Here is a 23,449-nt window from a genome sequence, read left to right on the forward strand (position 1 = left end):
CGGGGGCGCGGCATCCCCCGCCTCGCCGCGGGTCGCCTCGATCGTCGCGTTGGCGGCCTGCTTCTGCTCGGCGGGATCGAGCTTGCAGGCAATGGCATTGGTCAGCGTGCCCGCCACTTCGGAGATCGGAAAGTAGCTCGAAACCCCCGCCGAACCCGCCGCGCGGCCAAGGCCCTGCCCGATGAGGCCGCCCAGCACCGCCGAGCCTTCGCTCTTGCTCTTGCCCTTGGGGCAACCGTCCGAGCTCTTCGACGAACTGGACGGCACACTCGGCAGCGAGGGCATGCTGAAGCCCCCGAACTGCGCGCTGGCATGCGTCGCCGCGAGGCAGCCGCAGGCAAGAATGCCAAGCGCCGTGCCGAGCCGGTGGCAGAAAGCGGAACGAGACGTGTTCATCACCAATGGCACCCCTGATCTGCGCGGCGCCGCCTGCTTCCGTTCGATCCGGAGCATTGTCCGCCGCTGCAAGGCCTTTGTTATGCGGCGATCCGTTGTACCGCCGATGAACCCGATAGCGCGCATGCCTAGGCAGGGGTGTGATGTGCGTCAATGGCAAGGCAATCCGCGCACCACGCAATTGCGCCGCGCCGAGCCTGATCTGCCGATGTGAAGAAGGGGGAAATGGTGGAGCCTAGCGGGATCGAACCGCTGACCTCCTGCATGCCATGCAGGCGCTCTCCCAGCTGAGCTAAGGCCCCATATCCATTTCGCGAAGTGCCGCTGGAGGCACTGCGGTCCGGCAGGTGTTCCGCCGGAGGACCGCGCCTTTATGCGAGGCCCACCCTGCTGGCAACACAAAATTTGCACCAGAAGAAATTCACCCGCCGGAGCGCCGCGCGATCAGGCCGCGGGGCGCTCCGGCGCGTGGAAACGTCAGACTTCCTCGTCCTCGCCGTCGTGGCCGGGGACGCCCAGATCGTCGTCGCCGCCAAGATCGACGTCGTTGTCCGGCGAATCGGCATCCTCGTCGATGTCGAGATCCTCGTCGGCCAGATCGACGTCGGGCGCGACGTCGGCCTTCTCCTTCTGGATCTCCTCGTAGGGGATCGGCTGCTTCGACTTGAGCACCGGCTCGGGCGTCCAGCTGTACTTGCACTCGACGCAGGTGACCGGGTCATCCTTGCCCAAATCATAGAAGCGGGTGCCGCACTTCGGGCAGCCGTGCTTTGCGCCCCATTCAGGCTTGACCATGCGTAATCCTTAAGTCTGGCGCCCGCAGCAGACGCGGGCGGCTCGATGGCTCTGCTTGATGGGGACTGGTGATCCGGGAATCAAGCGCGGCGCGCGCCTTGCCATAGGCGCGGGGCGCTGTCAAAAGCGCGCCCGCTTCCCCGACCCAGCCAGACCCCGGAAAGACCCGCCAAAGTGCATGCAGCCGAAAACTCCGCCCCGCGCCCCCGCCGCTTCAGCGCCGCCGGGCCGCTGACCGGGCGGATCCGCGTCCCCGGCGACAAGTCGATCAGCCACCGCTCGATCATGCTTGGCGCGCTGGCGGTGGGCCGGACGCGGGTCACCGGGCTGCTAGAAGGCGAGGACGTGATGTCCACCGCCGCCGCCATGCGCGCGATGGGCGCCACGATCGACCGCCTGTCCTCTGGCGAATGGGTGATCGACGGCGTCGGCGTCGGCGGCCTGCTCCAGCCCAGGCAGGCGCTCGACATGGGCAATTCAGGCACCTCGACCCGGCTGCTGATGGGTCTCGTCGCCAGCCATCCGATCACCGCGACGTTCATCGGCGATGCCAGCCTGTCGAAGCGTCCGATGGGCCGCGTGATCGATCCGCTCTCGCAGATGGGCGCGGACTTCACCGCCGCCCCGGGCGGACGCCTCCCCCTCACCTTGCGCGGGATCAGCCCCGCGGTACCAATCTCCTACCGCCTGCCGGTCGCATCGGCGCAGGTGAAGAGCGCGGTGCTGCTGGCGGGGCTCAACACGCCGGGGATCACCACGGTCGTCGAACCGGTGCCGACCCGCGACCACTCCGAGCGCATGCTGAAGGGCTTCGGCGCCGATCTTTCGGTGGAAGTCGCGGCGGACGGCACGCGCACCATCCACCTCACCGGCGAGGCGGAACTGAGGCCCCAGACCATCGAAGTCCCCGGCGATCCCTCCTCCGCCGCGTTCTTCGTCGTCGCGGCTCTACTTGTCCCGGGCTCGGACCTCGTGATCGAGAACGTCGGCCTCAACCCCACCCGTGCCGCGCTGTTTGACGTGCTGCGCGACATGGGCGGCCAGATCGAGGAAGTGGACCGGCGCGATGTCGGCGGCGAGCCGGTCGCGGACTTGCGCGTGCGCCACTCGGCGCTCACCGGCATCGCCGTCGATCCAGCGGTTGTGCCGAGCATGGTGGACGAGTTTCCGGTGCTGTTCGTGGCAGCAGCCCTTGCGAACGGGCGCACAGTCACCACCGGCCTCGAAGAGCTTCGGGTCAAGGAAAGCGACCGCATCACCGTGATGCGCGTGGCGCTGGAACAGGCCGGCGCGACAGTGACGGAAACCGAGGACGGCCTGATCATCGACGGGACCGGAGGGGAACCACTGCGAGGGGCCAACAATCAGCCTGTCGCCACCCACCTCGATCACCGCATTGCCATGAGCATGGCCGTGGCCGGCCTCGCCAGCCGCGCCGGCGTTGACATCGACGACACTCGCCCTATCGCCACCAGCTTCCCCGTGTTCGAAGCGCTGTTGGCAAAGGCTACCGCACAGGCAGGAGACGCCGCATGATCATCGCCATCGACGGTCCCACCGCTTCGGGCAAAGGCACCATCGCCAAGGCGCTCGCCGCGCACTACGGCCTGCCGCACCTCGACACCGGCCTGCTCTACCGCGCAGTCGGTCGCCAGGTGTTCCTGACCGGAGGCAATCCCGACGATCCGGACCAGGCTCTTGCCGCCGCCGACTTTCCGGAAATCCTGCTTGCCGACGATGCCTTGCGCAGCGAGGAGACCGGCGCGCTCGCCAGCCGCGTGTCGATCCATCCCGCCGTGCGCGCCGCGCTGCTCGCGCGCCAGCAGGCCTTCGCCCGCCAGCCCGGCGGCGCCGTGCTCGACGGCCGCGATATCGCCACGGTGATCGCGCCCGAGGCCGAGGCCAAGCTGTTCGTCACCGCCAGCGTCGCCGCCCGTGCGCTGCGGCGCTGGGCCGAAATGCAAAAGCGCGGCGAGGACGTGACGCGCGAGGCCATCGAGGCCGACCTTGCCGCCCGCGACGAGCGGGACCGCAACCGCGCCGCGGCGCCGCTGCGCCAGGCCGAAGGTGCCGAACTCCTCGACACCTCCGCCCTTCCGATCGAGGCCGCCATCGCGGCGGCGATCGCACTCGTCGAGAAGCAGCGAAAGGCTTGACATCGCCCCTCCCATAACGCGATATATAACGCGTTATGGGAGAGAGCAGATGATCGATATCCTGCGCGAGGCCGGGCCCGTTTTCCTTGGCAGCCGCCTCAAGCGGCTGGCCGAGCGGATGCAGGCCGAGGCCGCCATCGCCATCGCCGACGCGGACCTCCCCTGCCAACCGGGCCACATGGCGCTGCTCGCCGCGCTAGCTCGGGGACCGCAGAGTGTGAGCCAGCTGGTCGCCGCCGTCGGCACCAGCCAGCCGGGCGTGACGCGCGCGGTGGGCCAGATGGCGCAACTCGGCCTTGTCGATACCGTCACCGGTCGCGACCAGCGCCGGCGCCTCGTCTCGCTCACGCCAGACGGCGAGGCGGCCCACGCCGCAGCGGTCACCGAAGTCTGGCCGCGCATCGGCGGCGCAGTGGAAGCGCTGCTCGCGTCGGTCCCCGGCGATTTTCTCACCACCGTCGAACAGATCGAGGATGCCCTCACCGAACGCTCGCTGCTCGACCGCGCCCGTCCGCCCCGCAAGACCGCACTGCGCTTGCGCGAATACTCTGACGATCTCGCGCAGGCGTTCCATGACATCAATGCCGAATGGATCAGCGCGATGTTCGTGCTCGAGCCGGTCGACCGCGAAGTGCTCGAGAACCCGCGCGAGAAGATCATCGACGCAGGCGGCACCATCCTGTTCGTCGAGGCGGATGGGCTCGGCGTGGTCGGGACTTGCGCACTCAAGCCGACCGGCGGCGGCGGTTATGAGCTGACCAAGATGGGCGTGCTCGAAAGCGCGCGGGGCCTTGGCGCAGGGGCATTCCTGCTGGCGGCTGCTATTGCCCGGGCCCAGCGCATGGGCGCCGATCCGCTCTACCTCCTCACCAACCACACCTGCGCAGCAGCGATCCACCTCTACGAAAAGCTGGGTTTCCGCCACGACGCCGGGATCATGGCTGATTACGGTACGCGCTATGCCCGCTGCGACGTGGCCATGCGCTACAACCCCGCTGCGCCCGCATAAGTGCGTATGGCCTGAAGCCTGCCGAATTGCCGCCGTTCTGAATGCAAGTGGTAAACCGGCGGCAGGAGCAGGCCATGTTCGAAGACTACGAGGGCGTGGAGAATATCAATCACCGACGCGCGCGGCGCGTGGGTTTCGAGCTTCCGGTGCGGTGCAAGCATGGCGTTACGCGGTCAACGGTCATGCTTAAGGACATGACCACGCATGGCGCCCGCATCGAAGGCATTCCGCGCCAGCGCATCGGCGACGTCGTCACGCTGTTCCTCCCCGAACTTGCACCCAAGGTGGCATTCGTCGCGTGGTCGGAAGACAAGACGTCGGGGCTGGAGTTCGAACTCCCGCTGCACGAGAACGTGTTTGCAAACCTTGTCGCGGACTTCGCGATCGGCCATCTGCAGCGGCTGGAACTGGGCCGGCCCGAAACGGATGCCGCCGCACAAGCCAAGCCCGCCGTGCCGCCGGCGCGCCACGCGGCCTGAAAGTCCACTTTCACCTTGCATCTTCGCCGATTCCCGCTAAGGGCCAGCGCTTCCGCGGGCGGGGCGACGGTCTCGTCCGCGGGAACTTGAAGAAAGCCGGAGGGGCCCCGCAATACCGCGGATCAGCCAGCGATCGGTTAGATTGATGAAGGACGCAAGGCCCCATGCCGCTTTACGAGCATGTTTTCCTTGCGCGTCAGGATCTGAGCCAGGCTCAGGTTGACGCGCTTGCCGCCACCGCCACCGAAATCGTCGAACAGGGCAACGGGAAGGTCGTCAAGACCGAGACCTGGGGTCTGCGTTCGCTGGCGTACAAGATCCAGAAGAACCGCAAGGCGCACTTCGTGCTGCTCGACATCGATGCCCCCGCCGGCGTCGTGGCCGAGCTCGAGCGCCAGACTGCGATCAACGAGGACGTGATCCGCTTCATGACCGTGCGCGTCGACGCACACGAAGCCGGCCCCTCGGTGATGATGCGCAAGAACGACCGCGAGCGGACCCGCCGCCGCGAACGCGAAGGGGAATAAGCCATGGCTCGTCCGTTTTTCCGTCGCCGCAAGTCGTGCCCGTTCTCGGGCAAGGGCGCCCCTGTCATCGACTACAAGGACGTGCGCCTGCTTCAGGGCTTCATGTCCGAGCGTGGCAAGATCGTGCCGTCGCGCATCACCGCCGTTTCGGCAAAGAAGCAGCGTGAGCTGGGCCAGGCGATCAAGCGCGCCCGGCACATCGGCCTGCTTCCGTACATCGTCAAGTAAGGAGCGCGAGACATGCAGATCATCCTGCTCGAGCGCATCGAGAAGCTGGGCTCCATCGGCGACGTCGTGACCGTCAAGGACGGCTACGCGCGCAACTTCCTGCTGCCCAACAAGAAGGCTCTCCGCGCCAACGAAGCCAACCGCAAGGTCTTCGAAGCCAACCGCGCCAAGATCGAAGCTGACAACGCGGCCCGCCGCGCCGATGCCCAGGCCGAAGCCGGCAACGTCGAAGGCAAGGAAGTCGTGCTCATCCGCGCTTCGTCCAACGCCGGCCAGCTTTATGGTTCGGTTTCGGTGCGCGACATCGTCGACGCGCTGGTCGAACAGGGCGCCAAGGTGACGAAGTCGATGGTGGTGCTGGAACGCCCGATCAAGACCATCGGCATCTCGACCGTGAAGGTCGCGCTGCACCCTGAAGTGAGCGTGACGGTCAAGGTCAACGTCGCCCGTTCGCCCGACGAAGCCGCGCTGCAGTCGCAGGGCGTCGACGTCATCGACGCGATGTTCGATACCGAAGTCGGTGGCTTCACCGAGGAATACGATCCCAACGCCGAACCGGGCGAAATCCCGGCCGACCTGCTCGAAGAGCGCGCCGCCGACGCGGACGCCTGAGGCCAGAGATCAAGGCAATGAAAGAGGGGCGCCTCCGCAAGGGAGCGCCCCTTTTTCGTGGGCGTCACACCGAGCTTTAGCTCATTCCAGCTCGAGATCCGAGAAGACAACATTGGCGCCGGAACACGAGACGTTCAGCGGCCCCGCCGGCGGATAGCGCAGTCTCAGGGTCTTGGTCACCGGATCGGTCTTCCCCATCGAAATCGTAAGCACGCCGTCCTTCACGGCGACCCGAAACGTGATCGGCACGCCGGGTTTGGCCTGCGCGAACGGTTCTGCGTTGCCGTTGCCATGCACCTCGAACTGGACCTTGAGGCCGCCTTCCGGCTTTGGCACCAGAAAGGCGAGCAATCCGGTGCAACCGCATCCGCCCTCACCCGGCGGAACTGCGACTCGCAGCGCGATTTCGGCGCGCGGCATCCGGTCGGGCCCGAAAACGCCATCGACGAATTGGATATGCCCGCTGATCGCCCGCCCTTCCGGAACGATGATCCGGTCATTCTCGCCATAGCCGGTATGGCATTCCCATCGGCCCACATTCTCGGCAAATGCCGGCCCGCCGGTCAAGGCGAAGGCAAGCGCGGCAGCGGCGACCACGCGCAGCCTTGACGTAATTCGGGGCATGCAGCGTTCCTTGCAAGACCGGCAGATGGCTCTGGCAAGCACGATAGGCGGCATCGCTTAACAAGCGGTTGGAATGCGTTTCGGCGAGCTGGCCCGAAGTCGGCAGGGATGGCACGCGGTGCGACCGGCCATCCCTGCCCCTGGCATCACATCACGAAGTCGGCCGCCACGAGCGCGGTCGCGCTGGTCACAAGGATGGCAAAATCGGCCAACTTGTCACCGTTCACGTCGCCCTGGACTAGCCACTGGGTGCCCTGCGCTGCCACCGTCAGCGCACCATGAGTGCCGTCGAAAGCGCTCAGGAGCTTGAACGCGCCCTCGCCCGCATCGGCACCGTTGGCATCGATCTTGGCAAGGTCGATCAGGTCACCGTCCGAGCGTGAGAAGTCGAGGATCTGGTCCCGCCCCTTGTCCTCAACTGTCGAATCGCCAAGGCTGCTGAACACGAAGCGGTCCGCCCCAGCGCCACCGAAGCTGAAATCACGGCCGATCCCCCCGATCAGCACATCCGCGCCACCGTTGCCGCGCAATGTGTCGTTGCCGGCCGCACCATTGAGCGTATTCGCCGCATCATTGCCGCCAATCCAGTCGGCACCGCTGTTGCCGGTGCCGTTGATCGCGGCGATGCCGGTAAGCTGCAACTGTTCGACATTGGCGGACAGGGTGAAGCTCACAGACGCCTTGACAACATCCTTGCCGCCGTTCGCGTCCTCGATGACCTTGTCGCCTGCGTTGTCGACCACATAGACGTCGTCCCCGCCGCGACCGATCATCGTGTCCGCACCAGCCCTCCCGTCGATGAGGTTCTTTCCGTCGTTGCCGGTGATCGTGTTGGAAAGCGCATTGCCAGTGGCCGAATAGGCGCTCCCGCGGAGAGTCAGATTCTCGAGCGTATCGCCCAGCGTATAGCTGATCGACGATACCACCGTGTCAGTGCCCTGCCCGGCCAGTTCAATGATCTTGTCGTTGACGCTGTCGACCACATAGGTGTCGTTGCCGAGGCCGCCCGTCATCACATCCGCGCCCGCACTGCCGTCAAGCAGGTCGTTACCATTGCCGCCGTCAAGGATATCGTTGCCGCTTGCGGCGTAGAGGCTGTCGTTGCCGTCACCCCCGCTGATGGTGTCGCTCGCCGACCCACCGCGGATCACATTGTCGAGCGAATTGCCGGTCGCCTTGACCGACACCGACACGTTAAAGGTCAGATCTTCGACGTAGGCGCCCAGCGTATAACTGGTCACCGCGCTGCCGTTGATGACTACGGTATCGAGGCCACCGCGTGGATCTGCGGTTTCCGTCACCACATCGCCGAGATTTTCGACGTAGTATGTGTCGTCGCCAAGACCGCCTGACATCACATCAGCACCAAGACCACCCATGAGCGTATCATTGCCGCCATTGCCGGTCAGCGTGTCGTTACCCGAACCGCCCTCAAGCATGTTGGCCTGCTCATTGCCGATGAGCTTGTTGTCGGCAGCATTGCCCGCACCGTTCATCGCGGTTCCGGACAAGGTTAGGTTCCTTGCGCTTGGAGCGAGGGTGACATTCAGACCTTGCGTAACCGTGACATCGGGTTTCGCAGCGCTGCCAACCAGCGGTGCGATCCCGGCGCCCGGCGGCGGCAGCGGGGTCGTGCCGAGCAGTTCGTTGAGCCAGTAGGTCACCGTCTCGACACGCGCGTTGGCGTTGCCGTCCTCGTTGACGAAGCGGTCACCCGTGGTGTCGAAGCCGATGTGGTAGATGCCGTCCATCACCGTGTTCACGGCTTCCTCGCCAAGCAGGTAGCTCGCCCCGCCGTCGCCCTGAACGAGGTGGAAGCCGGTCTCGATACCGTTCTCGTCATCGCCATGGGCGGCAATGAACTCCGCCTTGCGGTTGGCGTGGATCCAGTCGGAAAGCTCATAGGTCTCGGCAACGGTGAGGTGGCCATCGTCAAGCGCGCCGGTCGCCTGGATCGCATCGACGATGATGTGATTGATCTTGTCGGCCGCCGCCGCCCCGCCGCGGATCTGCAGCGCGGAAATGTTGTTCCTGAGGCCGTCATCCTCGCCGATCATCTGGATCAGCTTGTCGAGACCGGTGCCGGTGGTGCCGACCGGGCCATCATAGGCGTAGGGCAAGCCGCCCGCCGGCATGGGCCCGTTCGCCGCCAGCGCAGCCGTGTAGTCGTCGATCGAGGCGTAGAACCTGTCCGCGCCGACCGGATTGCCGTCGAGCTCCAGCCGCAGGCCTTCGGCACCGTTGTTGTCGAAGTAGAACAGATCGATCGCATAGAGCCCCGACTTGGCCACATCGATCGTCTTGCTCGTGCCGGAAAAGCCCCGACCCCACGCATAGCTGGAAAGCTCGTCGCCGCCGAGCTTGAGCAGGAATCCGTCGTCCGAGCGCACGTTGACGAGGTGCTTCCCCTTGTCGAGCCAGACATACCCCTGCAGCCGGAGGCCGATGGTGTTCATCGCCGTATCGGCGCCGCCATCGGTAAGGACCGCCTTGCCATCAAGGAATTCGCCCAGCGTCCTGACCTCGTCAAACCCGCCAAAGTTCACTGTCCTCGCGCCGAGGTGGAAATTGGCCGATTTCGTGGCGGTTTGCGCGATGAGATCGTCGATCGAGTCAAAGGTCGTGCCGCGGTCGAATACTTCGCCCTTGAGACCGGTGCCCGCGCGAACCGCAGGTTGGTCACCCTCGATTGCGGCTGCGCCATTCCATTGGCTCGGCAAGGCACCCGAAGTGTTGATCGCACGCAGCTCGAAAGCGTCCAGCACGCGGTTGTAGACCGCGAGATTGCCAACCTTCCCGTCGAGGTGGCTGTCCAGCTGGCTCGGATGGCTCGAATTCCGGCCCCAGGTACCAGCCCCCAGCGCAAGGTTTCGGGTGTTGGCAGCCAGCCCGGTCACCGCATCGACATCCGCGCCGACGCGCTTGCCGTCGAGGAACAGGCCCAGCCCGTCCGGCCCGAAGGTGACCGCAAGCGAATACTGGCGGCCCGCTTCGATGGTCACGTCTTCGGCCTTGATCCAGCGGTCCTGCTTGCCATCCTGCAGGATCACATAGAGTTCCCCATCGCGGATGAAGGCCGTGATATCCCCCGCCGCATTCGACGCGCCGTCCTTCGAGAACACCACATGGGTGGCGCCATCGTCGGGGTGATTGGCGGTGAAATCGAGCGCGATGGTCCCCGCGGTCAGCGCCGTTCCAGACGGCTTGCCCAGATCCAGCGCGCCCTTGGTGCCGTCATCGGTCACCACGGCCGCCCGGCTGAACACCACGCTGGTCTTCAGCGTTGCCGCATCGACCGGACCACGGCCCGACTGAAGCGCGCCGGAAGCAAGATCCTTCGCCAGCAGGATGCTGATCCAGTCCGATGCATCGCTGATCCGCGTGGCGGCGTCGCCGTCCTCGTTCTGGAAGCGGTCGCCCTCGATCTTGAAGCCACTGTGGAACACGCCATCGGCAACCGTATCGACCGCCAGATCGCCGAAGATATACTCGCGCCCGCCGTCTCCGCGCGCGGTGTGGAAGCCGCTCTCGAACGGGCCTTCATCATCGCCGTGGAGCGTTGTCCACTCGGCCAGCTTGTTGGCCCTGATCCAGCGGTTGACGTCGACCATGTCCATCTGGTCGATCTGCCGGTCGTCGGCGACGCCGGTTTCCCGGATCGCCTGGATGAGGATCCTGGCCATGCCGTCGGCGGCCTTGGCTGCGTCGTTGATCTCTTTCTGCGAGATGCGGTGATTGAGGCCGATGTCATCCACCAGCCGCTCGATCAGCAGGTCGAGCCCGGTGCCGGTGGTGCCGTGCGCCTGTGGATCGGCCTTGCTGTTCTTGAGCGTACCAGCTGCAAGTTCGGGCGCCAGCAGCGTATCGAGCCAATGCGCGACATCGTCGACCCCCGGTCCCCAGAAATTGCGCGGCGAGGTGAGGTGCCCGTCGCGGATCTCGAACGCCAGTTCGTAGATCCCGTCCAGCACCCGGTCGACCCCGGCCTGGTCGAACAGGCGGGTGACGGCACCCTCTCCGGAAACACGCTGGAATCCGGTCTCGACGCCGTTTGTGGACCTGCCATAGAGTGCGGTGAACTTGGTGAAGCTGTTCGAGCGCAAGTAGGAGTTGAGCGAATAGATGTCGGAGACGGAGATGTCGCCATCATTGGCAAGGCCGAGTGTCTTGATCGCGCTGACGATCAGCCCGTTCATGCCATCGGCCGCTGCCGCCCCTTCGCGGATCGCCGCAGCCGAAGAACCCATGTTGAGGCCGTAATCGTCGGCAATCAGCGTTATGGCGCGGTCGAGACCGGTGCCCGTAGTCCCCATGATCCCCATTGCGCATCTCCTTGGTTTTCCCGCTTATGTTCGGAGCATGCCCAATGGCGTTTTAAGGTAAATGACTGCGGGAAAGCCCTAAGGCGTTAACCCATTCGCTTAAAGAACGCCGCACCCGACAGAAATGCAGACAACCACTTTCCAGTATATCACCATTTGATTCCAATGATTTGACAGAGCATTTCCAGTAAAGTTGATCGGGAGCATTTCATGAAATTCACGCAAGCCGTCGCAGCTGCTGCACTCCTTGTCGGAGCGGCTCCCGTTAACGCTGCAGCGAAAAGTTCCGAAATAATCGGCGAAGCGAAAATCGAACGCGATGAGTGGGGTATCGCGCATATCTCGGGAAGGACCGATGCGGACGCTGTCTACGGGATGATCTATGCACAAGCGGAGGATGACTTCCCGCGAATCGAGCGCAACTACCTCGTCAACCTGGGCCGGCTGGCCGAGGCGGAAGGGGAAAGCGCTCTCTGGCAGGACTTGCGCCAGCGTCTGTGGATCGATCCCGCCGTGCTCAACGCGGACTATGCGAAGAGCCCGGCCTGGCTGCGCAAGCTGATGGATGCATGGGCCGCCGGGCTCAACGCCTACCTCGCCGATCATCCCGAAGTTAAACCCCGAGTGTTGACGCATTTCGAGCCGTGGATGGCATTGAGCTTCACCGAAGGCAGCATCGGCGGCGATATCGAACGCGTGCCGGTCTCGCAGGTCGAGGCCTTCTACGGCGCGCGCAAGGTTGCGATGACCGACGACGAACTCGGCCGCCGCCTGAAGGAACCGGCGGGCTCCAACGGCATCGCCATCGCGCCATCGCGTACGGCGGGCGGGCACGCGCTGCTGCTGATAAACCCCCACACCAGCTTCTACTTCCGCGCCGAACAGCAGGTCACCAGCGGCGAAGGCCTCAATGCCTATGGCGCGGCGACCTGGGGGCAGTTCTTCATCTATCAGGGGTTCAACCAGAACGCCGGGTGGATGCACACGACAACTGGGTCCGACCGCGTCGACGAGTTTGCCGAAACGGTGGTGCAGCAACCGGGCAAGGCGCCTGCCTACAAGGTGGGCGATGCGGTCAAGCCGTTCACCACCCAGACCGTCACGCTCAAGGTCCGCCAGCCGGACGGCTCGCTCGCCGAGCGCAGCTTCACGACCTATGCCAGCGAGCACGGCCCAGTGGTGCGCGAAGAGGGCGGCAAGTGGATTGCCTATGGCCTGATGAACCGGCCGGTCCCGGCACTGGAGCAGAGCTTCCTGCGCACCAAGACCAGTGATCTGGCAAGCTTTCTCAAGGTTGCCGGCTTGCAGGCCAATTCGAGCAACAACACCTTGTTCGCCGATACCAAGGGCGAGATCGCGTACCTGCACCCGCAGTTCGTGCCGATCCGCGACAACAGCCTTGACTGGCGCCGGCCCGTCGACGGCAGCAAGCCGGCGGCGCGGTGGCAGGGGCTGCATCCGGTTTCGAGCCTGCCCAACGTGCTCAATCCCGCGAACGGCTGGGTGTTCAACGTGAACAACGCGCCGTGGACGGCGGCCGGGGCGGACAGCCCGAAGCGGGACGCCTTCCCGCGCTACATGGATGAAGCGGGCCAGAACGCGCGCGAAGCCCACGCCCGCGCCGTGCTGACAGGACGCAGCGACTTCACGCTCGAGAAGCTGATGGCCGCCGCCTACGACCCCGCACTTCCCGCCTTCGACCGCCTGCTCCCGCCACTGTTCGCCGCGCACGCTGCCGCGTCGGACACCAAGCGGGATGGGCCGATCGCGCTGCTGCGGAGCTGGGACCACAAGTGGGCGCTGAACTCTACCGCCACCAGCCTCGCGGTCGGTTTTGCCGAGGCGCTGTGGGCGCGGGTGGTGAAGATCGACGACAGCGACGAGGAAAGCCTGTGGGAGCGGATGAACAATCGGATCACCGATGCCGACCGCCTTGCCGCGCTCGATGACGCGGTGAACCGGCTCGTCAGCGATTTCGGCTCGTGGCAGGTGCAGTGGAGTTCGCTCAACCGCTACCAGCGCAACGATGGGGCGATCACGCAGACCTTCGACGATGCCAAGCCCAGCACGCCGATCCCGTTCGCCAGCGGCAACTGGGGCAGCCTCGCCTCGTTCGGCGCGGCGCGCTATCCGGGGACGAAGCGGATGTATGGCACCAGCGGCAACAGCTTTGTCGCGGTGGTCGAGTTCGGCCCCAGGGTCCGCGCCCGCGCCGTCAGCATCGGCGGGACGAGCGCCGATCCGGCCTCGCCCCACTTCGGCGATCAGGTGGACCGCTATGCCAGCGGCAACCTGCGCGAGGTGTGGTTCTATCCGGAGGACCTGAAGGCCCATATCGTCTCGACCAAGGTGCTCAGACGAATGCGCTGAACGCATGACTTCCAAAGGTCACGGCAGGCAGTTACACCTAGGGCATGGATCATATCGCCTCTGTGCTCGACGAGCTTTCGCGCATCTACACCGCCTCGGTCGCCCGGCTGCGCGAGGACGTCATGGCTTTCGCCGCCAAGGGCACGCTGCCGCCGGACGAGCGGCGGCACGATGGCAGCTATTGCTACCCGGAACTGCGCATCCACTTCGAGGGCGAGCCGAGCATTGAGCCGACTGGCCATTCGTTCGGCCGCCTCGCGCAGAAAGGCACTTATGCCTGCACGGTGACCCGCCCCAACCTGTTTGGCGACTACCTTGCCGAGCAGCTCGCGATCATCCTGCAAGGCTTCGACGTGACGGTGGAAGCCGCCGTCTCGCGGCAGGAAATCCCCTTCGCCTATGTCCTCGACGGCAGCCTCGGCGCGCAGATGGGAAGCGTGACGCCGCAGGAGCTGGCGCGGCATTTCCCCAATGCCGATCTTGCCCATATCGGCGACGAGATCGCGGACGGCGAGTACAACGTCGGCGATGGGCCGCTGCCGCTCTCGCTGTTCGACGGGCTGCGCACCGATTTCAGCCTTGCGCGGCTGGCCCACTATACCGGCACGCCGCCGGAGGATTTCCAGCGCTACATCCTGTTCACCAACTACCACCGCTATGTCGACGAGTTCGTCGACTGGGCGGGCAAGCAGCTGGGCACCGGCGAGTATACCGCGCTGTCGGGCGCGGGCGGGCTCTATCTCGATGCGCCGGTCGACAATGCCCGCGCCCGCATGTCGGACACGGCATGGCGGCGGCACCAGATGCCGGCGTACCACCTCGTCGCGCCGGACGGCAACGGAATCACGCTCGTCAACATCGGTGTCGGCCCGTCGAACGCCAAGACGATCTGCGATCACCTCGCAGTCCTGAGGCCCGAGGCGTGGCTGATGATCGGCCACTGCGGCGGCCTGCGCCCGACGCAGAAGATCGGCGACTATGTGCTCGCCCACGCCTACCTGCGCGACGACCACGTGCTCGATCCGGTGCTGCCGCCGGAAATCCCGATCCCGGCCATCGCCGAAGTGCAGGTGGCGCTGGCGCGGGCGGCGGAGATCGTCAGCGGCGCGGGCGGATCGGACCTCAAGCGGCGGATGCGCACCGGCACCGTCGTCACCACCGACGACCGCAACTGGGAACTGCGCTACTCGCACTCCGCACGCCGCCTGAGCCTGAGCCGCGCGGTGGGGATCGACATGGAGAGTGCAACCATCGCAGCACAAGGATATCGCTTCCGCGTGCCATATGGGACGCTGCTGTGCGTTTCGGACAAGCCGCTGCATGGCGAGCTCAAGCTGCCGGGTCAGGCGAATCGGTTCTACGAGGAGGCGATCTCGAGCCACCTCGCCATCGGCACGACCGCCTGCGCGCTGCTGCGGGCGGAAGGCGCCCGCCTGCACAGCCGCAAGCTGCGCGCGTTCAACGAGCCGCCGTTCCGCTGACGCGGCTGCGGCGGTTGGCAACGAGCCGCCGTTCCGGTGATAGGTTGACGCAGTTGACACAGTCCAGAGAGAAAACTGTCAACCCTCGCCGCCACTGATTTCAAAGCATTTTCTCCGAGCACTGGCGAGTGCCCGCGCGCAGCGGGTTGGAAACGGGCCGCACGGCACACCGATCCTGTTCACCGGGAACCCGGTGCAGATGATCGGCGGCGCGGCACTTGGGAAGGAACCACGGTTCAAAGAGCAATGGCCAGCATGGCTCAAACCGCGGCCTGTAGGAAAATGGTTTTTACCCCTCCGACCTGCCTGCGGCAGGCCACCTCCCCATTTGTCCCTTCGGGAAAAATGGGGAGGACGTCATGAAGTCCGGCCCATTTGTGCCTGCGGCAAAAATGGGGAGGATCTAGTGATCACCAGCCGCAGGTCTGGCCCTTGTTCTGGGCCTCGAGCCACTTCTGCAGCGGGGCGAAGTAGCGGATCATCGCCTTGCCGCTCATTTCGCGGCTGCCGGTGAAGGCTTCCAATGCATCAGGCCACGGCTTGCTGGCGCCCATCGAGAGCATCGCGTTGAGCTTCGCGCCGACGGCCTTGTTGCCATAGAAGCTGCAGCGGTGAAGCGGGCCCTGCCAGCCGGCTTCCTTGCACGCCGCCTCATAGAACTGGAACTGCAGCACGCGGGCGAGGAAGTAGCGCGTGTAGGGCACGACCGCGGGGATGTGGAACTTGGCGCCGGGATCGAAGGCATCGGCCGGGCGTTCCGCCGGGGGCACGAGGCCCTGATACTTGAGGCGCATCTGGTTCCAAGCGGCTTCGTAATTGTCCGGCTTGATCGAGCCGTCGAACACGCCCCAGCGCCAGCGGTCGATGAGAAGGCCGAAGGGCAGGAACGCGACCTTGTCCATCGCCTGACGCAGCAGGAGGCCGGTATCCTTGTCCGCCGCGGGGACCTTGTCGCGCCCCATCAGGCCGATCTGGACGAGGTATTCGGGCGTGATCGAGAGCGCCATGGTATCGCCGATGGCCTCATGGAAACCGTCGTTGGCGCCTTCCATGTAGTAGCGCGAGGGCTGCTGGTTGTAGGCGCGCTGGTAGTAGTTGTGGCCGAGTTCGTGATGGATCGTCACGAAATCATCGCCGTTGACCTTGGTGCACATCTTGATGCGCAGGTCGTCCTTGTTGTCGATATCCCACGCCGAGGCATGGCAGACGACTTCGCGGTCGCGCGGCTTGGTGATCTGCGAGCGCTGCCAGAACGTCTCGGGCAGCGGCGCAAAGCCGAGTGAAGAGTAGAAGCCCTCGCCCGCCTTGACCATCTTGACCGGATCATAGCCCTTGGCGACGAGCAGTTCGCCGACATCGTAGCCGAGATCGCCCGAGCCCTTGGGGGCGACCACGTCGTAGATATTGCCCCATTCCTGCGCCCACATGTTGCCGAGGAGATCGGCGCGGATCGGGCCGGTCTTCTTCTGGACGGCGTCGCCGTACTTCTCGTTCAGCTTGGTGCGGGTGTAGCAGTGGAGCTGGACGTAGAGCGGGCGGACTTCGTTCCAGATCTTCTCGGTAAGTGCGGCAAAGGCGGCCGGGTCCATATCGTAGTTCGAGCGCCACAGCGCGCCGGTATCGGCAAAGCCGAGTTCGCGCGCGCCCTCGTTCGAAAGCTCGACCATCTTCGCATAGTCGTCCTTCATCGGCTTGCCGACGCTGTCGTGCCACGAGAGCCACATTTCCTTGAGCTGATCGGGGTTGCGATTGGTGCCCATCGCCTCCTCGATATCGCTGCCGTTTACGGCCAAGCCGTTCAGCGTGCCGTGGCCCTTGCCGTAGAGGCCCTGGATACGGGCCTGGCGGGTGCCGAAGTCTTCCGCCGCGCCGGGGGTCGTCGGCACCGGGCTGGTGATCTGGGTGCGCATCATGACGAGCTTGCGCTGGTCTTCGGCGGTGAGGCCGGAGACCTTGGCCATGCGCGCGGCTTCGGCGGCGGTCTTCACCATGAAGGTGTTCTGCTCGGCGTTGGAGGCGGCGACGAGGGCTTCGGTATCGTCGGTGATATTGGTCTCGTAGACCCACTGGGTGCGGCCGGCACGGACGGTCTCATCGAAGTAGGCCTGGTCGGCGGCCTTGATCCACGCCTGCGCGGACGCAGCATCGGGGGCCTGCTGGGCGAACGCGGGCATGGCCACGCTGGCAGCCGCGAGCGCGGCGAGAGATACAAGTGTTTTCATGGGGCTGGCTCTCCGGTCAGTGGATCTGGACAGCATCCGCGGCTGTCCTTGCCGCGTCCGTCGGCCAGGTCCGTAACGGAGTCAAGCGGTCAGAAATGAAACCAGTTCGGCGCCCATCGCGGGTTCGGTCACGCAGCTCATGTGGGTGCCGGGGATCGTGGAGCGGCGGGCGTTGGGGAGCACTTCGGCAAGGCGATCGGCGCTGCCGTTGTCGTTGTCCTGATCGCCGCAGAGGACGAGCGTGGGCATGGTGATCGCGGCGAGCGTGGCGGGATCGGTATCGTCCATCGTGCCGAGCAGCAGGCGCGCGGCATCGGGATCGGTGCCCATCGTCTTGAGGAACTGCTGGGCCGGATAGCCGCGTTCGCCCGGACGGATCGTGCCGAACTTGTCGAGCACTTCGCTGAAGAAAGCCTGCCGCCGCAGCCAGCCGGCGAGGCCTTCGAGGCCCATGCCGGAGAGCACGAGGCGGCGGGGCTTAAGACCCCCAATCACCGCGCGGGCGGCGGTGCGGGCGCCGAGCGAGAAGCCGACGAGGTCGTAGTCGGTGAGGCCGTAGTGGCGGACCATCGCTTCGAGATCGCGGACGAGCACGTCGGGCGGATAGGCGGCGGGATCGTGCGGCGCGGCGCTCTCACCATGCGCGCGCAGGTCCGGCATAAGGCATTCGAGGCCAGCGGCGGCGAGCTGCGCGGCGGTGCCGAACTTGATCCAGTTGACGTGCGCGGACGAGAACAGGCCGTGGAGCAGGATGACCGGACGGCCTTCTCCCATGCGGTGGAGCGCGAGGGGGGCACCGTCGAAACCGGGGTAGGTCTCGCTCACTGGCTGAGCAGCCGGATGCCGGAGACCATGAGGACGGCGGCCAGCGCAGGGCGCAGCACGTGATCGGGCGAGCGGGACGAGAGCATGCTGCCTATTACCGCACCTGGCAGCGAGCCGACAAGCAGGCTGGCGAGCAGGGCCATGTCGACATCGCCGATGATCCAGTGACCGAAGCCCGCAACCAGCGTGAGCGGCACGGCATGGGCAATATCGGTGCCGACGATCTTGGCGACGCGCAGCGCCGGGTAGAGCATGAGGAGAACGGTGACGCCGATGGCGCCCGCGCCGACCGAAGTGATCGTGACCGCAACGCCGAGCAGCGCGCCGAGCAGGATGGTGGGGATCAATGCCTGCCGGTCGTCCAGCCGCTCGTGCTGCTTGGCCATCACGGCGAGCTGTTTCTGGAACAGCGTGGCGACCGAGGTGACAATCAGCATGGCGCCGAGGCAAAGCAAGACGATGTGACTGGATGCTTTGCTCATCTTGCCGAAATCGGAGATCAGGATCAACGTCACAACCGCAGCGGGAACACTGCCCATCGCAAGGCGGCGCATGATGTGCCAGTCAACCGTCTCGCGCTTGCCGTGGACGGTCGAGCCGGCGATCTTGGTGACGGAGGCGAAGAGGAGGTCGGTGCCCACCGCCGTGCCGGGCGCGACGCCGAACAGCAGCACGAGGATCGGCGTCATCAGCGAACCGCCGCCGACACCGGTCAGACCGACCAGAAAGCCCACGAGCAGGCCGGCAACGCCGTGCAGCAGATCGAAGTGGGCCAACATGGCAATCCCCCGGCAGGTCCCGTGGTCGGGTCCCTTTCGTGGGTTCGGGGTTTAGGGCCGCAAGGGTACGGCGGCAATGCAAGAATCTCTATCGCAGAGGTTGGAAATGCTTTGCGCCGAAGTGGGTGTGCACCCCTCCCCAACCCCTCCCCGATCCTTCGACAAGCTCAGGATGAGCGGGGGGAGGGGCCAAGGAAGAAGGGATCAGCCCTTCTTGAGGTGGCGGCGGCCGAGGAGTTCGGCGATCTGCACTGCGTTAAGCGCGGCGCCCTTGCGCAGGTTGTCCGAGACGCACCACAGCGAGAGGCCGCTGTCGACTGTCGGGTCTTCGCGAACGCGGCTGACGAAAGTGGCGAAATCGCCGACGCATTCGATGGGCGTGACGTATCCGGCGTTCTCGCGCTTGTCGATCAGCATGACGCCGGGTGCCTCGCGCAGGATGTCCTGTGCTTCCTTGGCGGAAATCTCGTCCTCGAATTCGATGTTGATCGCCTCGGAGTGGCCGACAAACACCGGAACGCGCACGCAAGTGGCCGTGAGCTTGATCTTCGGATCGAGGATCTTCTTGGTCTCGGCGACCATCTTCCACTCTTCCTTGGTCGAGCCATCATCGAGGAAGCTGTCGATGTGCGGGATCACGTTGAAGGCGATCTGCTTGGTGAACTTCTTGGGCTCGATGGGATCGCCGACGAAGATCGCGCGGCTCTGCTCGAACAGTTCGTCCATGCCTTCCTTGCCCGCGCCCGAGACCGACTGGTAGGTCGCGACGACGACGCGCTTGATCGTCGCCTTGTCGTGCAGGGGCTTGAGCGCGACGACCATCTGCGCGGTCGAGCAGTTGGGATTGGCGATGATGTTCTTGGCCTTGTAGCCGTCGATGGCGTCGGGGTTCACCTCGGGCACGATCAGCGGCACATCGGGGTCCATGCGGTAGAGCGAGGAATTGTCGATCACCGTGCAGCCGGCCGCCGCCGCGCGCGGGGCGTGGACCTGGGTTGCGGTGCTGCCGATGGCAAAGAGCGCGATGTCCCAGCCGGAAAAATCGAAATTCTCGATGTTCTGGACCTTGATCATACGGCCAGTCTCGCCGAACTCGATCTCGGTGCCCTGCGAGCGCGACGAGGCGAGCGCCGCGATCTCGTCGACGGGGAACTCGCGCTCGGCGAGGATGTTGAGCATCTCGCGCCCGACATTGCCGGTCGCGCCTGCGACCACTACCCGGTAACCCATTGTACTCTCCTTGTGGCGGCCTCTGCGGCCCCAGATGGTTATTGGCCGCTACCCACGCCGTGACGGTCGAGGAAGCGGAATACGGTTTCGTAGAGATGCTTGGCTACTTTCGGCCCGCCGATGCGGTGGGTGAAGCCGGGGTAGAGCATCATTTCGAAGGGAACGGCCTCGCCCTGCAGCTTGGCGATGAGCGCGGTCGAGTTCTCGAAGACCACGTTGTCGTCGGCCATGCCGTGGATCAGCAGGAGCGGATCGGTGATCTTCGCGGCGTCCTTGAGGGCGCCCGAGGTTTCATAGACCTTGGGCTCCTTGTTCGGGTCGCCGAGATAGCGCTCGGTGTAATGCGTGTCGTAGAGCTCCCAGCGCGTGACCGGGGCGACGGCAATACCCGCGGCCCATTCGCCGGGGTGCTGTTCCAGCATCTTGAGCGTCATGTAGCCGCCATAGGACCAGCCGAACGTGCTCACCCGCGCCGGATCGACGAAGGCCAGCGACTTCAGATAGCGCGCGCCGGCGAGCTGATCCGCCACTTCAACGGTGCCCATCGCGCGGCCCAACGCGCTTTCGAACGCGACACCGCGATTGTCCGAGCCGCGCCCGTCGATGGCGAAGTAGATATAGCCCTTGTCGACGATCGCCTGCGCGAGTGCACCCTGCCAGCCCTTGGCAACGACCTGCGCGTGGGGGCCGCCGTAGTGGTAGGAGAACACGGGGTAGCGCTTGCCAGGCTCCAGCGGGGGGGTGATCATCATCCAGTGAAGCGGGGTGCCGTCTTCCGCCGGGATCGTGCCGAACTCGGCCTTGCGGTGGCTGGCGAGGAAGGGCGCGTAGGGGTGCAAGCCCTCGACGCGGTTTTCCTCGATCCACGCGAGGCGCTTGCCGGTGGCATCCGCAAGGTATGACTGCGGCGGCTGCGCATCGGCGCTGCGGGTTACGACGAGGGTCTGGCCCTTGCGGTCCATCGCGGCGCTGTTGTGGAAGGCGAGATCGGTCAGCCGGTCGAGCTTGTCCGGGTGCTTGAGATCGAAGGCATAGACCTGCGGGGCGAGGACATCATCCTTCGTGCCGAGAAAGGTGACACGGCCGGTCTTCTGATCGACGCCAAGCAGATCGGTGACAACCCATTCGCCCTTGGTGAGCTGGGTCCACCGGCCCGCCTTGAAGTGGTAGAGGTGCGCAAAGCCGTCGCGCTCGGACGTCCAGATCAAGCTGCCACCGGCAAGGAAGCGGTAGCCGTCCGACAGATTGATCCAGCTGCCCTTGGCGGCGGTCTCGGTGAAAAGGACCTCGGCTTTGCCGGTGGCGGGATCGATCTTGAGCATGTCGAGCCGGGTCTGGGCGCGGTCCTCGCGCTGGACATAGAGCGTCTTGCCGTCGGGCGCCCAATCGACGCGGGCGAGGTAGATGTCCTTGTCGGACCCGAGGTCGACCTGAACACGGCTCTGACCGTCCGCGCCGATCACCCAGAGCGAGACGTCTGCGTTGGGCGTGCCGGCGGCGGGATAGCGCTGCTCGAAGGTCCTGGTGCCGTCCGCGCCGATGGCCGCGCGGGTGACGGTGCCGACCTTGGCTTCGTCGAAGCGCTCGACGGCGAGGCGCGCGCCATCGGGCGACCACCAGTAGCCCTTGAAGCGGTTCATTTCCTCCTGCGCGACGAACTCGGCCTCGCCCCAGTGGACGGTGGCGGCGGTTTCGGCGGGGGTCACGGGCTGCGGTTCGGACTTGCCATCAACCGGGCCGAAGTAGAGCCGCTGGTCGCGCAGGAACGCGACGTGCGCACCCTTGGGGCTCAGCGAGGGATCAAGCTCGCCGCCCTTGGTGCCGGCGATCTTGCGAACCGAACCATCGAGCCCGGCAAGGATCAGATCACCATCGATGGGGACGAGCACGGTTTGGCTGTCCGCTGTCCATTCATAGCTGACGATGCCCTTCAAGTCGCCGATGCGCTGACGTTCGCGCTGCATCTTCTCGGCTTCGGAAAGCTCGCGGCCGGAGGAGAGCTTCTTCGAATCGACCAGCATCCGCCACTCGCCGGCCTTGCGATCGAAGCCCCAGAGGTCATAGCGCTCGCGGTCATCCGGCCGGTTGCGCAGGACCGTGACATAGCGGCCATCGGGCGAAAGCTTGACCGCGCGCGGGACCGGCCCGGCGAGGCTGGGGCTGGCGAAGACGCGCTCAAGGGTCAGCGCAGGTGCGGCTTGCGGTGCAGTCACGGCACTATCCTTCGTCTCGGCGGCAAGAACGGGCACGGCGGCGATCAGCGCGCTCGCGGCAAGCAGTCTGGTCAGCAGTCGCATGGGAGCGATGGTCCTTGGCGGCGGTATGGCAAAACGAAAAGAGGCGCCCCGGCTGGTTTGCCGGGGCGCCTCTCGAAGCACGCTGCGGTGCCCGCGGGCGGTGGGCTTATGGGCCCTCCCCGGTCAGCTTTCCGCGGTCGTTTTAATCGTCTTGCGCTCGGCAATACGCGCCGACTTGCCGGTGCGGCCACGCAGGTAATAGAGCTTGGCACGACGCACCACGCCGCGGCGGACCACGGTGATGCTGTCGATGTTGGGCGAGTAGAGCGGGAACACGCGCTCCACGCCTTCGCCGAACGAGATCTTGCGAACGGTGAAGTTCGAGCCGAGGCCGCGGTTCGAACGCGCGATGCACACGCCTTCGTAGGCCTGGACGCGGGTACGCTCGCCTTCGACGACGCGCACGCCGACGCGCACGGTGTCGCCCGCGCGGAAATCGGGGATGGTCTTCTTCGCCTTGAATTCGGCGATGGCTTCAGCTTCGAGCTGCTGAATGATGTTCATGACTCAATCGTCCTGCACTTCACGCTGCGCGCCAGAGGCAGACTGGACCCGAACGCCGGTGTGGCGCTCCCAAAGGTCCGGCCTGCGTGACCGAGTATCATCCTCAGACCGACGTTTCCGCCACTGAGCGATCTTCGCATGATCCCCCGATCGCAGCACTTCAGGGATCGTGCGCCCTTCCCATTCCTGGGGGCGGGTATAATGCGGGTACTCGAGGAGGCCGTTCTCGAACGACTCTTCTGCCCCGCTTGAAGGCGCGCCCATTACGCCGGGAAGCAGCCGAATGCAAGCATCGAGAAGCATCAGCGCGGCAGGTTCGCCTCCGGAGAGCACGATATCGCCGACAGAGACTTCCTCCACGCCCCGCCCTTCGAAGATGCGCTCGTCGAAACCTTCGAACCGGCCGCATAGCAGGATGACGCCTGGACCGCTTGCAAGTTCGCGAACGCGGGCCTGCGTGAGGGGTTTGCCGCGCGGGGTTAGCGCGATGACGGGGCGTTCCTCCCCCACCGGGGGAGGGGGACCATCCGCAGGATGGTGGAGGGGCACGTGCGGTGATTCCCGACCTTCGGAGGTGGGATTGGCGGCACCTT

General features: G+C 65.4%; 20 protein-coding genes, 1 tRNA gene and 1 pseudogene. 10 read left to right on the plus strand and 12 right to left on the minus strand.

Going from position 1 to position 23,449, the window contains the following annotated elements; translation table 11 throughout:
• Positions 1-396: pseudogene (locus IP83_RS08465) on the minus strand (hypothetical protein); the annotation flags it as partial.
• On the opposite strand from IP83_RS08465, the gene IP83_RS20160 reads away from it, so the two are divergent.
• A complete protein-coding gene (locus tag IP83_RS20160; protein ID WP_143146792.1) occupies positions 389-610 on the plus strand; it encodes a hypothetical protein in 222 nt (73 codons plus the stop codon). The pseudogene IP83_RS08465 and the gene IP83_RS20160 overlap by 8 nt on opposite strands.
• A 12-nt stretch (positions 611-622) precedes the next feature.
• Here IP83_RS20160 and IP83_RS08475 read toward each other — a convergent pair.
• Positions 623-698 (minus strand) — tRNA-Ala (locus IP83_RS08475).
• 175 nt (positions 699-873) lie between these two features.
• Positions 874-1,191: an FYDLN acid domain-containing protein gene (locus IP83_RS08480; protein ID WP_054121784.1), complete on the minus strand. Its 318-nt coding sequence runs from the start codon at positions 1,189-1,191 to the stop codon at positions 874-876.
• Positions 1,192-1,365: 174 nt separating this feature from the next.
• Between IP83_RS08480 and aroA the strand changes: the two genes are divergently transcribed.
• From aroA to rplI, 7 genes are all read left to right on the plus strand, one after another.
• On the plus strand, positions 1,366-2,727 hold the full coding sequence (gene aroA / locus IP83_RS08485) for a 3-phosphoshikimate 1-carboxyvinyltransferase (protein WP_054121785.1): 1,362 nt from the start codon (positions 1,366-1,368) through the stop codon (positions 2,725-2,727).
• The gene (cmk, locus tag IP83_RS08490; protein ID WP_054121786.1) at positions 2,724-3,347 is read left to right on the plus strand and encodes a (d)CMP kinase; all 624 of its coding nucleotides are present in this window, start codon (positions 2,724-2,726) and stop codon (positions 3,345-3,347) included. Before aroA ends, cmk begins: the two co-directional genes overlap by 4 nt.
• Positions 3,348-3,396: 49 nt before the next feature.
• Positions 3,397-4,356 (plus strand): GNAT family N-acetyltransferase, encoded by a 960-nt coding sequence (locus tag IP83_RS08495; RefSeq protein ID WP_054121787.1) that lies wholly within the window; start codon positions 3,397-3,399, stop codon positions 4,354-4,356.
• Between the two features lie 74 nt (positions 4,357-4,430).
• Positions 4,431-4,835 carry a PilZ domain-containing protein gene (locus tag IP83_RS08500; protein ID WP_054121788.1) on the plus strand — a complete coding sequence of 135 codons (405 nt, stop codon included), beginning with the start codon at positions 4,431-4,433 and terminating at the stop codon, positions 4,833-4,835.
• A gap of 164 nt (positions 4,836-4,999) precedes the next feature.
• Positions 5,000-5,362: a 30S ribosomal protein S6 gene (rpsF, locus tag IP83_RS08505; protein WP_054121789.1), complete on the plus strand. Its 363-nt coding sequence runs from the start codon at positions 5,000-5,002 to the stop codon at positions 5,360-5,362.
• A 3-nt stretch (positions 5,363-5,365) separates the two neighbouring features.
• The gene (gene rpsR / locus IP83_RS08510) at positions 5,366-5,590 is read left to right on the plus strand and encodes a 30S ribosomal protein S18 (RefSeq protein ID WP_054121790.1); all 225 of its coding nucleotides are present in this window, start codon (positions 5,366-5,368) and stop codon (positions 5,588-5,590) included.
• A gap of 12 nt (positions 5,591-5,602) precedes the next feature.
• Positions 5,603-6,202: a 50S ribosomal protein L9 gene (gene rplI, locus IP83_RS08515; RefSeq protein ID WP_054121791.1), complete on the plus strand. Its 600-nt coding sequence runs from the start codon at positions 5,603-5,605 to the stop codon at positions 6,200-6,202.
• An 81-nt stretch (positions 6,203-6,283) separates the two neighbouring features.
• Here the strand turns inward: rplI and IP83_RS08520 are convergent, their stop codons facing one another.
• Positions 6,284-6,826 (minus strand): hypothetical protein, encoded by a 543-nt coding sequence (locus IP83_RS08520; protein ID WP_156309635.1) that lies wholly within the window; start codon positions 6,824-6,826, stop codon positions 6,284-6,286.
• A gap of 146 nt (positions 6,827-6,972) precedes the next feature.
• On the minus strand, positions 6,973-11,148 hold the full coding sequence (locus IP83_RS08525) for a LamG-like jellyroll fold domain-containing protein (RefSeq protein WP_054121793.1): 4,176 nt from the start codon (positions 11,146-11,148) through the stop codon (positions 6,973-6,975).
• A gap of 210 nt (positions 11,149-11,358) precedes the next feature.
• Between IP83_RS08525 and IP83_RS08530 the strand changes: the two genes are divergently transcribed.
• Entirely contained in the window at positions 11,359-13,518 is a 2,160-nt protein-coding gene (locus IP83_RS08530) for a penicillin acylase family protein (protein ID WP_054121794.1), read from the plus strand.
• A gap of 44 nt (positions 13,519-13,562) precedes the next feature.
• Positions 13,563-14,999 carry an AMP nucleosidase gene (locus IP83_RS08535; RefSeq protein WP_054121795.1) on the plus strand — a complete coding sequence of 479 codons (1,437 nt, stop codon included), beginning with the start codon at positions 13,563-13,565 and terminating at the stop codon, positions 14,997-14,999.
• A gap of 410 nt (positions 15,000-15,409) precedes the next feature.
• Here the strand turns inward: IP83_RS08535 and IP83_RS08540 are convergent, their stop codons facing one another.
• The 7 genes from IP83_RS08540 to IP83_RS08570 all read right to left on the minus strand — a co-directional run.
• Positions 15,410-17,221, minus strand: a complete 1,812-nt coding sequence (locus IP83_RS08540; RefSeq protein WP_054121796.1) for a M2 family metallopeptidase — start codon at positions 17,219-17,221, stop codon at positions 15,410-15,412.
• Between the two features lie 81 nt (positions 17,222-17,302).
• The gene (locus IP83_RS08545) at positions 17,303-17,995 is read right to left on the minus strand and encodes an alpha/beta fold hydrolase (protein WP_082364598.1); all 693 of its coding nucleotides are present in this window, start codon (positions 17,993-17,995) and stop codon (positions 17,303-17,305) included.
• A gap of 47 nt (positions 17,996-18,042) precedes the next feature.
• Positions 18,043-18,825: a sulfite exporter TauE/SafE family protein gene (locus IP83_RS08550; RefSeq protein WP_054121798.1), complete on the minus strand. Its 783-nt coding sequence runs from the start codon at positions 18,823-18,825 to the stop codon at positions 18,043-18,045.
• 204 nt (positions 18,826-19,029) lie between these two features.
• Positions 19,030-20,055, minus strand: coding sequence for an aspartate-semialdehyde dehydrogenase (locus IP83_RS08555; protein ID WP_054121799.1), 1,026 nt, complete (start codon positions 20,053-20,055; stop codon positions 19,030-19,032).
• 38 nt (positions 20,056-20,093) lie between these two features.
• Entirely contained in the window at positions 20,094-22,352 is a 2,259-nt protein-coding gene (locus tag IP83_RS08560; protein ID WP_054121800.1) for a S9 family peptidase, read from the minus strand.
• Between the two features lie 123 nt (positions 22,353-22,475).
• Entirely contained in the window at positions 22,476-22,856 is a 381-nt protein-coding gene (rplS, locus tag IP83_RS08565) for a 50S ribosomal protein L19 (RefSeq protein ID WP_054121801.1), read from the minus strand.
• A gap of 3 nt (positions 22,857-22,859) precedes the next feature.
• The coding region (locus tag IP83_RS08570) for a tRNA (guanine(37)-N(1))-methyltransferase (RefSeq protein WP_082364599.1) at positions 22,860-23,449 on the minus strand (590 nt) is incomplete at its 5' end.

The sequence above is a fragment of the Novosphingobium sp. AAP93 genome, assembly GCF_001296055.1.
Classification (GTDB): Bacteria; Pseudomonadota; Alphaproteobacteria; order Sphingomonadales; family Sphingomonadaceae; genus Novosphingobium.

Coding starts and splice junctions, on each gene's coding strand:
- IP83_RS08480 (WP_054121784.1), bottom strand. CDS start 1,191: ATGGTCAAGCCTGAATGGGGCGCAAAGCACGGCTGCCCGAAGTGCGGC.
- cmk (WP_054121786.1), top strand. CDS start 2,724: ATGATCATCGCCATCGACGGTCCCACCGCTTCGGGCAAAGGCACCATC.
- IP83_RS08495 (WP_054121787.1), top strand. CDS start 3,397: ATGATCGATATCCTGCGCGAGGCCGGGCCCGTTTTCCTTGGCAGCCGC.
- IP83_RS08500 (WP_054121788.1), top strand. CDS start 4,431: ATGTTCGAAGACTACGAGGGCGTGGAGAATATCAATCACCGACGCGCG.
- rpsF (WP_054121789.1), top strand. CDS start 5,000: ATGCCGCTTTACGAGCATGTTTTCCTTGCGCGTCAGGATCTGAGCCAG.
- rpsR (WP_054121790.1), top strand. CDS start 5,366: ATGGCTCGTCCGTTTTTCCGTCGCCGCAAGTCGTGCCCGTTCTCGGGC.
- rplI (WP_054121791.1), top strand. CDS start 5,603: ATGCAGATCATCCTGCTCGAGCGCATCGAGAAGCTGGGCTCCATCGGC.
- IP83_RS08520 (WP_156309635.1), bottom strand. CDS start 6,826: ATGCCCCGAATTACGTCAAGGCTGCGCGTGGTCGCCGCTGCCGCGCTT.
- IP83_RS08525 (WP_054121793.1), bottom strand. CDS start 11,148: ATGGGGATCATGGGGACTACGGGCACCGGTCTCGACCGCGCCATAACG.
- IP83_RS08530 (WP_054121794.1), top strand. CDS start 11,359: ATGAAATTCACGCAAGCCGTCGCAGCTGCTGCACTCCTTGTCGGAGCG.
- IP83_RS08535 (WP_054121795.1), top strand. CDS start 13,563: ATGGATCATATCGCCTCTGTGCTCGACGAGCTTTCGCGCATCTACACC.
- IP83_RS08540 (WP_054121796.1), bottom strand. CDS start 17,221: ATGAAAACACTTGTATCTCTCGCCGCGCTCGCGGCTGCCAGCGTGGCC.
- IP83_RS08545 (WP_082364598.1), bottom strand. CDS start 17,995: ATGGGAGAAGGCCGTCCGGTCATCCTGCTCCACGGCCTGTTCTCGTCC.
- IP83_RS08550 (WP_054121798.1), bottom strand. CDS start 18,825: ATGTTGGCCCACTTCGATCTGCTGCACGGCGTTGCCGGCCTGCTCGTG.
- IP83_RS08555 (WP_054121799.1), bottom strand. CDS start 20,055: ATGGGTTACCGGGTAGTGGTCGCAGGCGCGACCGGCAATGTCGGGCGC.
- IP83_RS08560 (WP_054121800.1), bottom strand. CDS start 22,352: ATGCGACTGCTGACCAGACTGCTTGCCGCGAGCGCGCTGATCGCCGCC.
- rplS (WP_054121801.1), bottom strand. CDS start 22,856: ATGAACATCATTCAGCAGCTCGAAGCTGAAGCCATCGCCGAATTCAAG.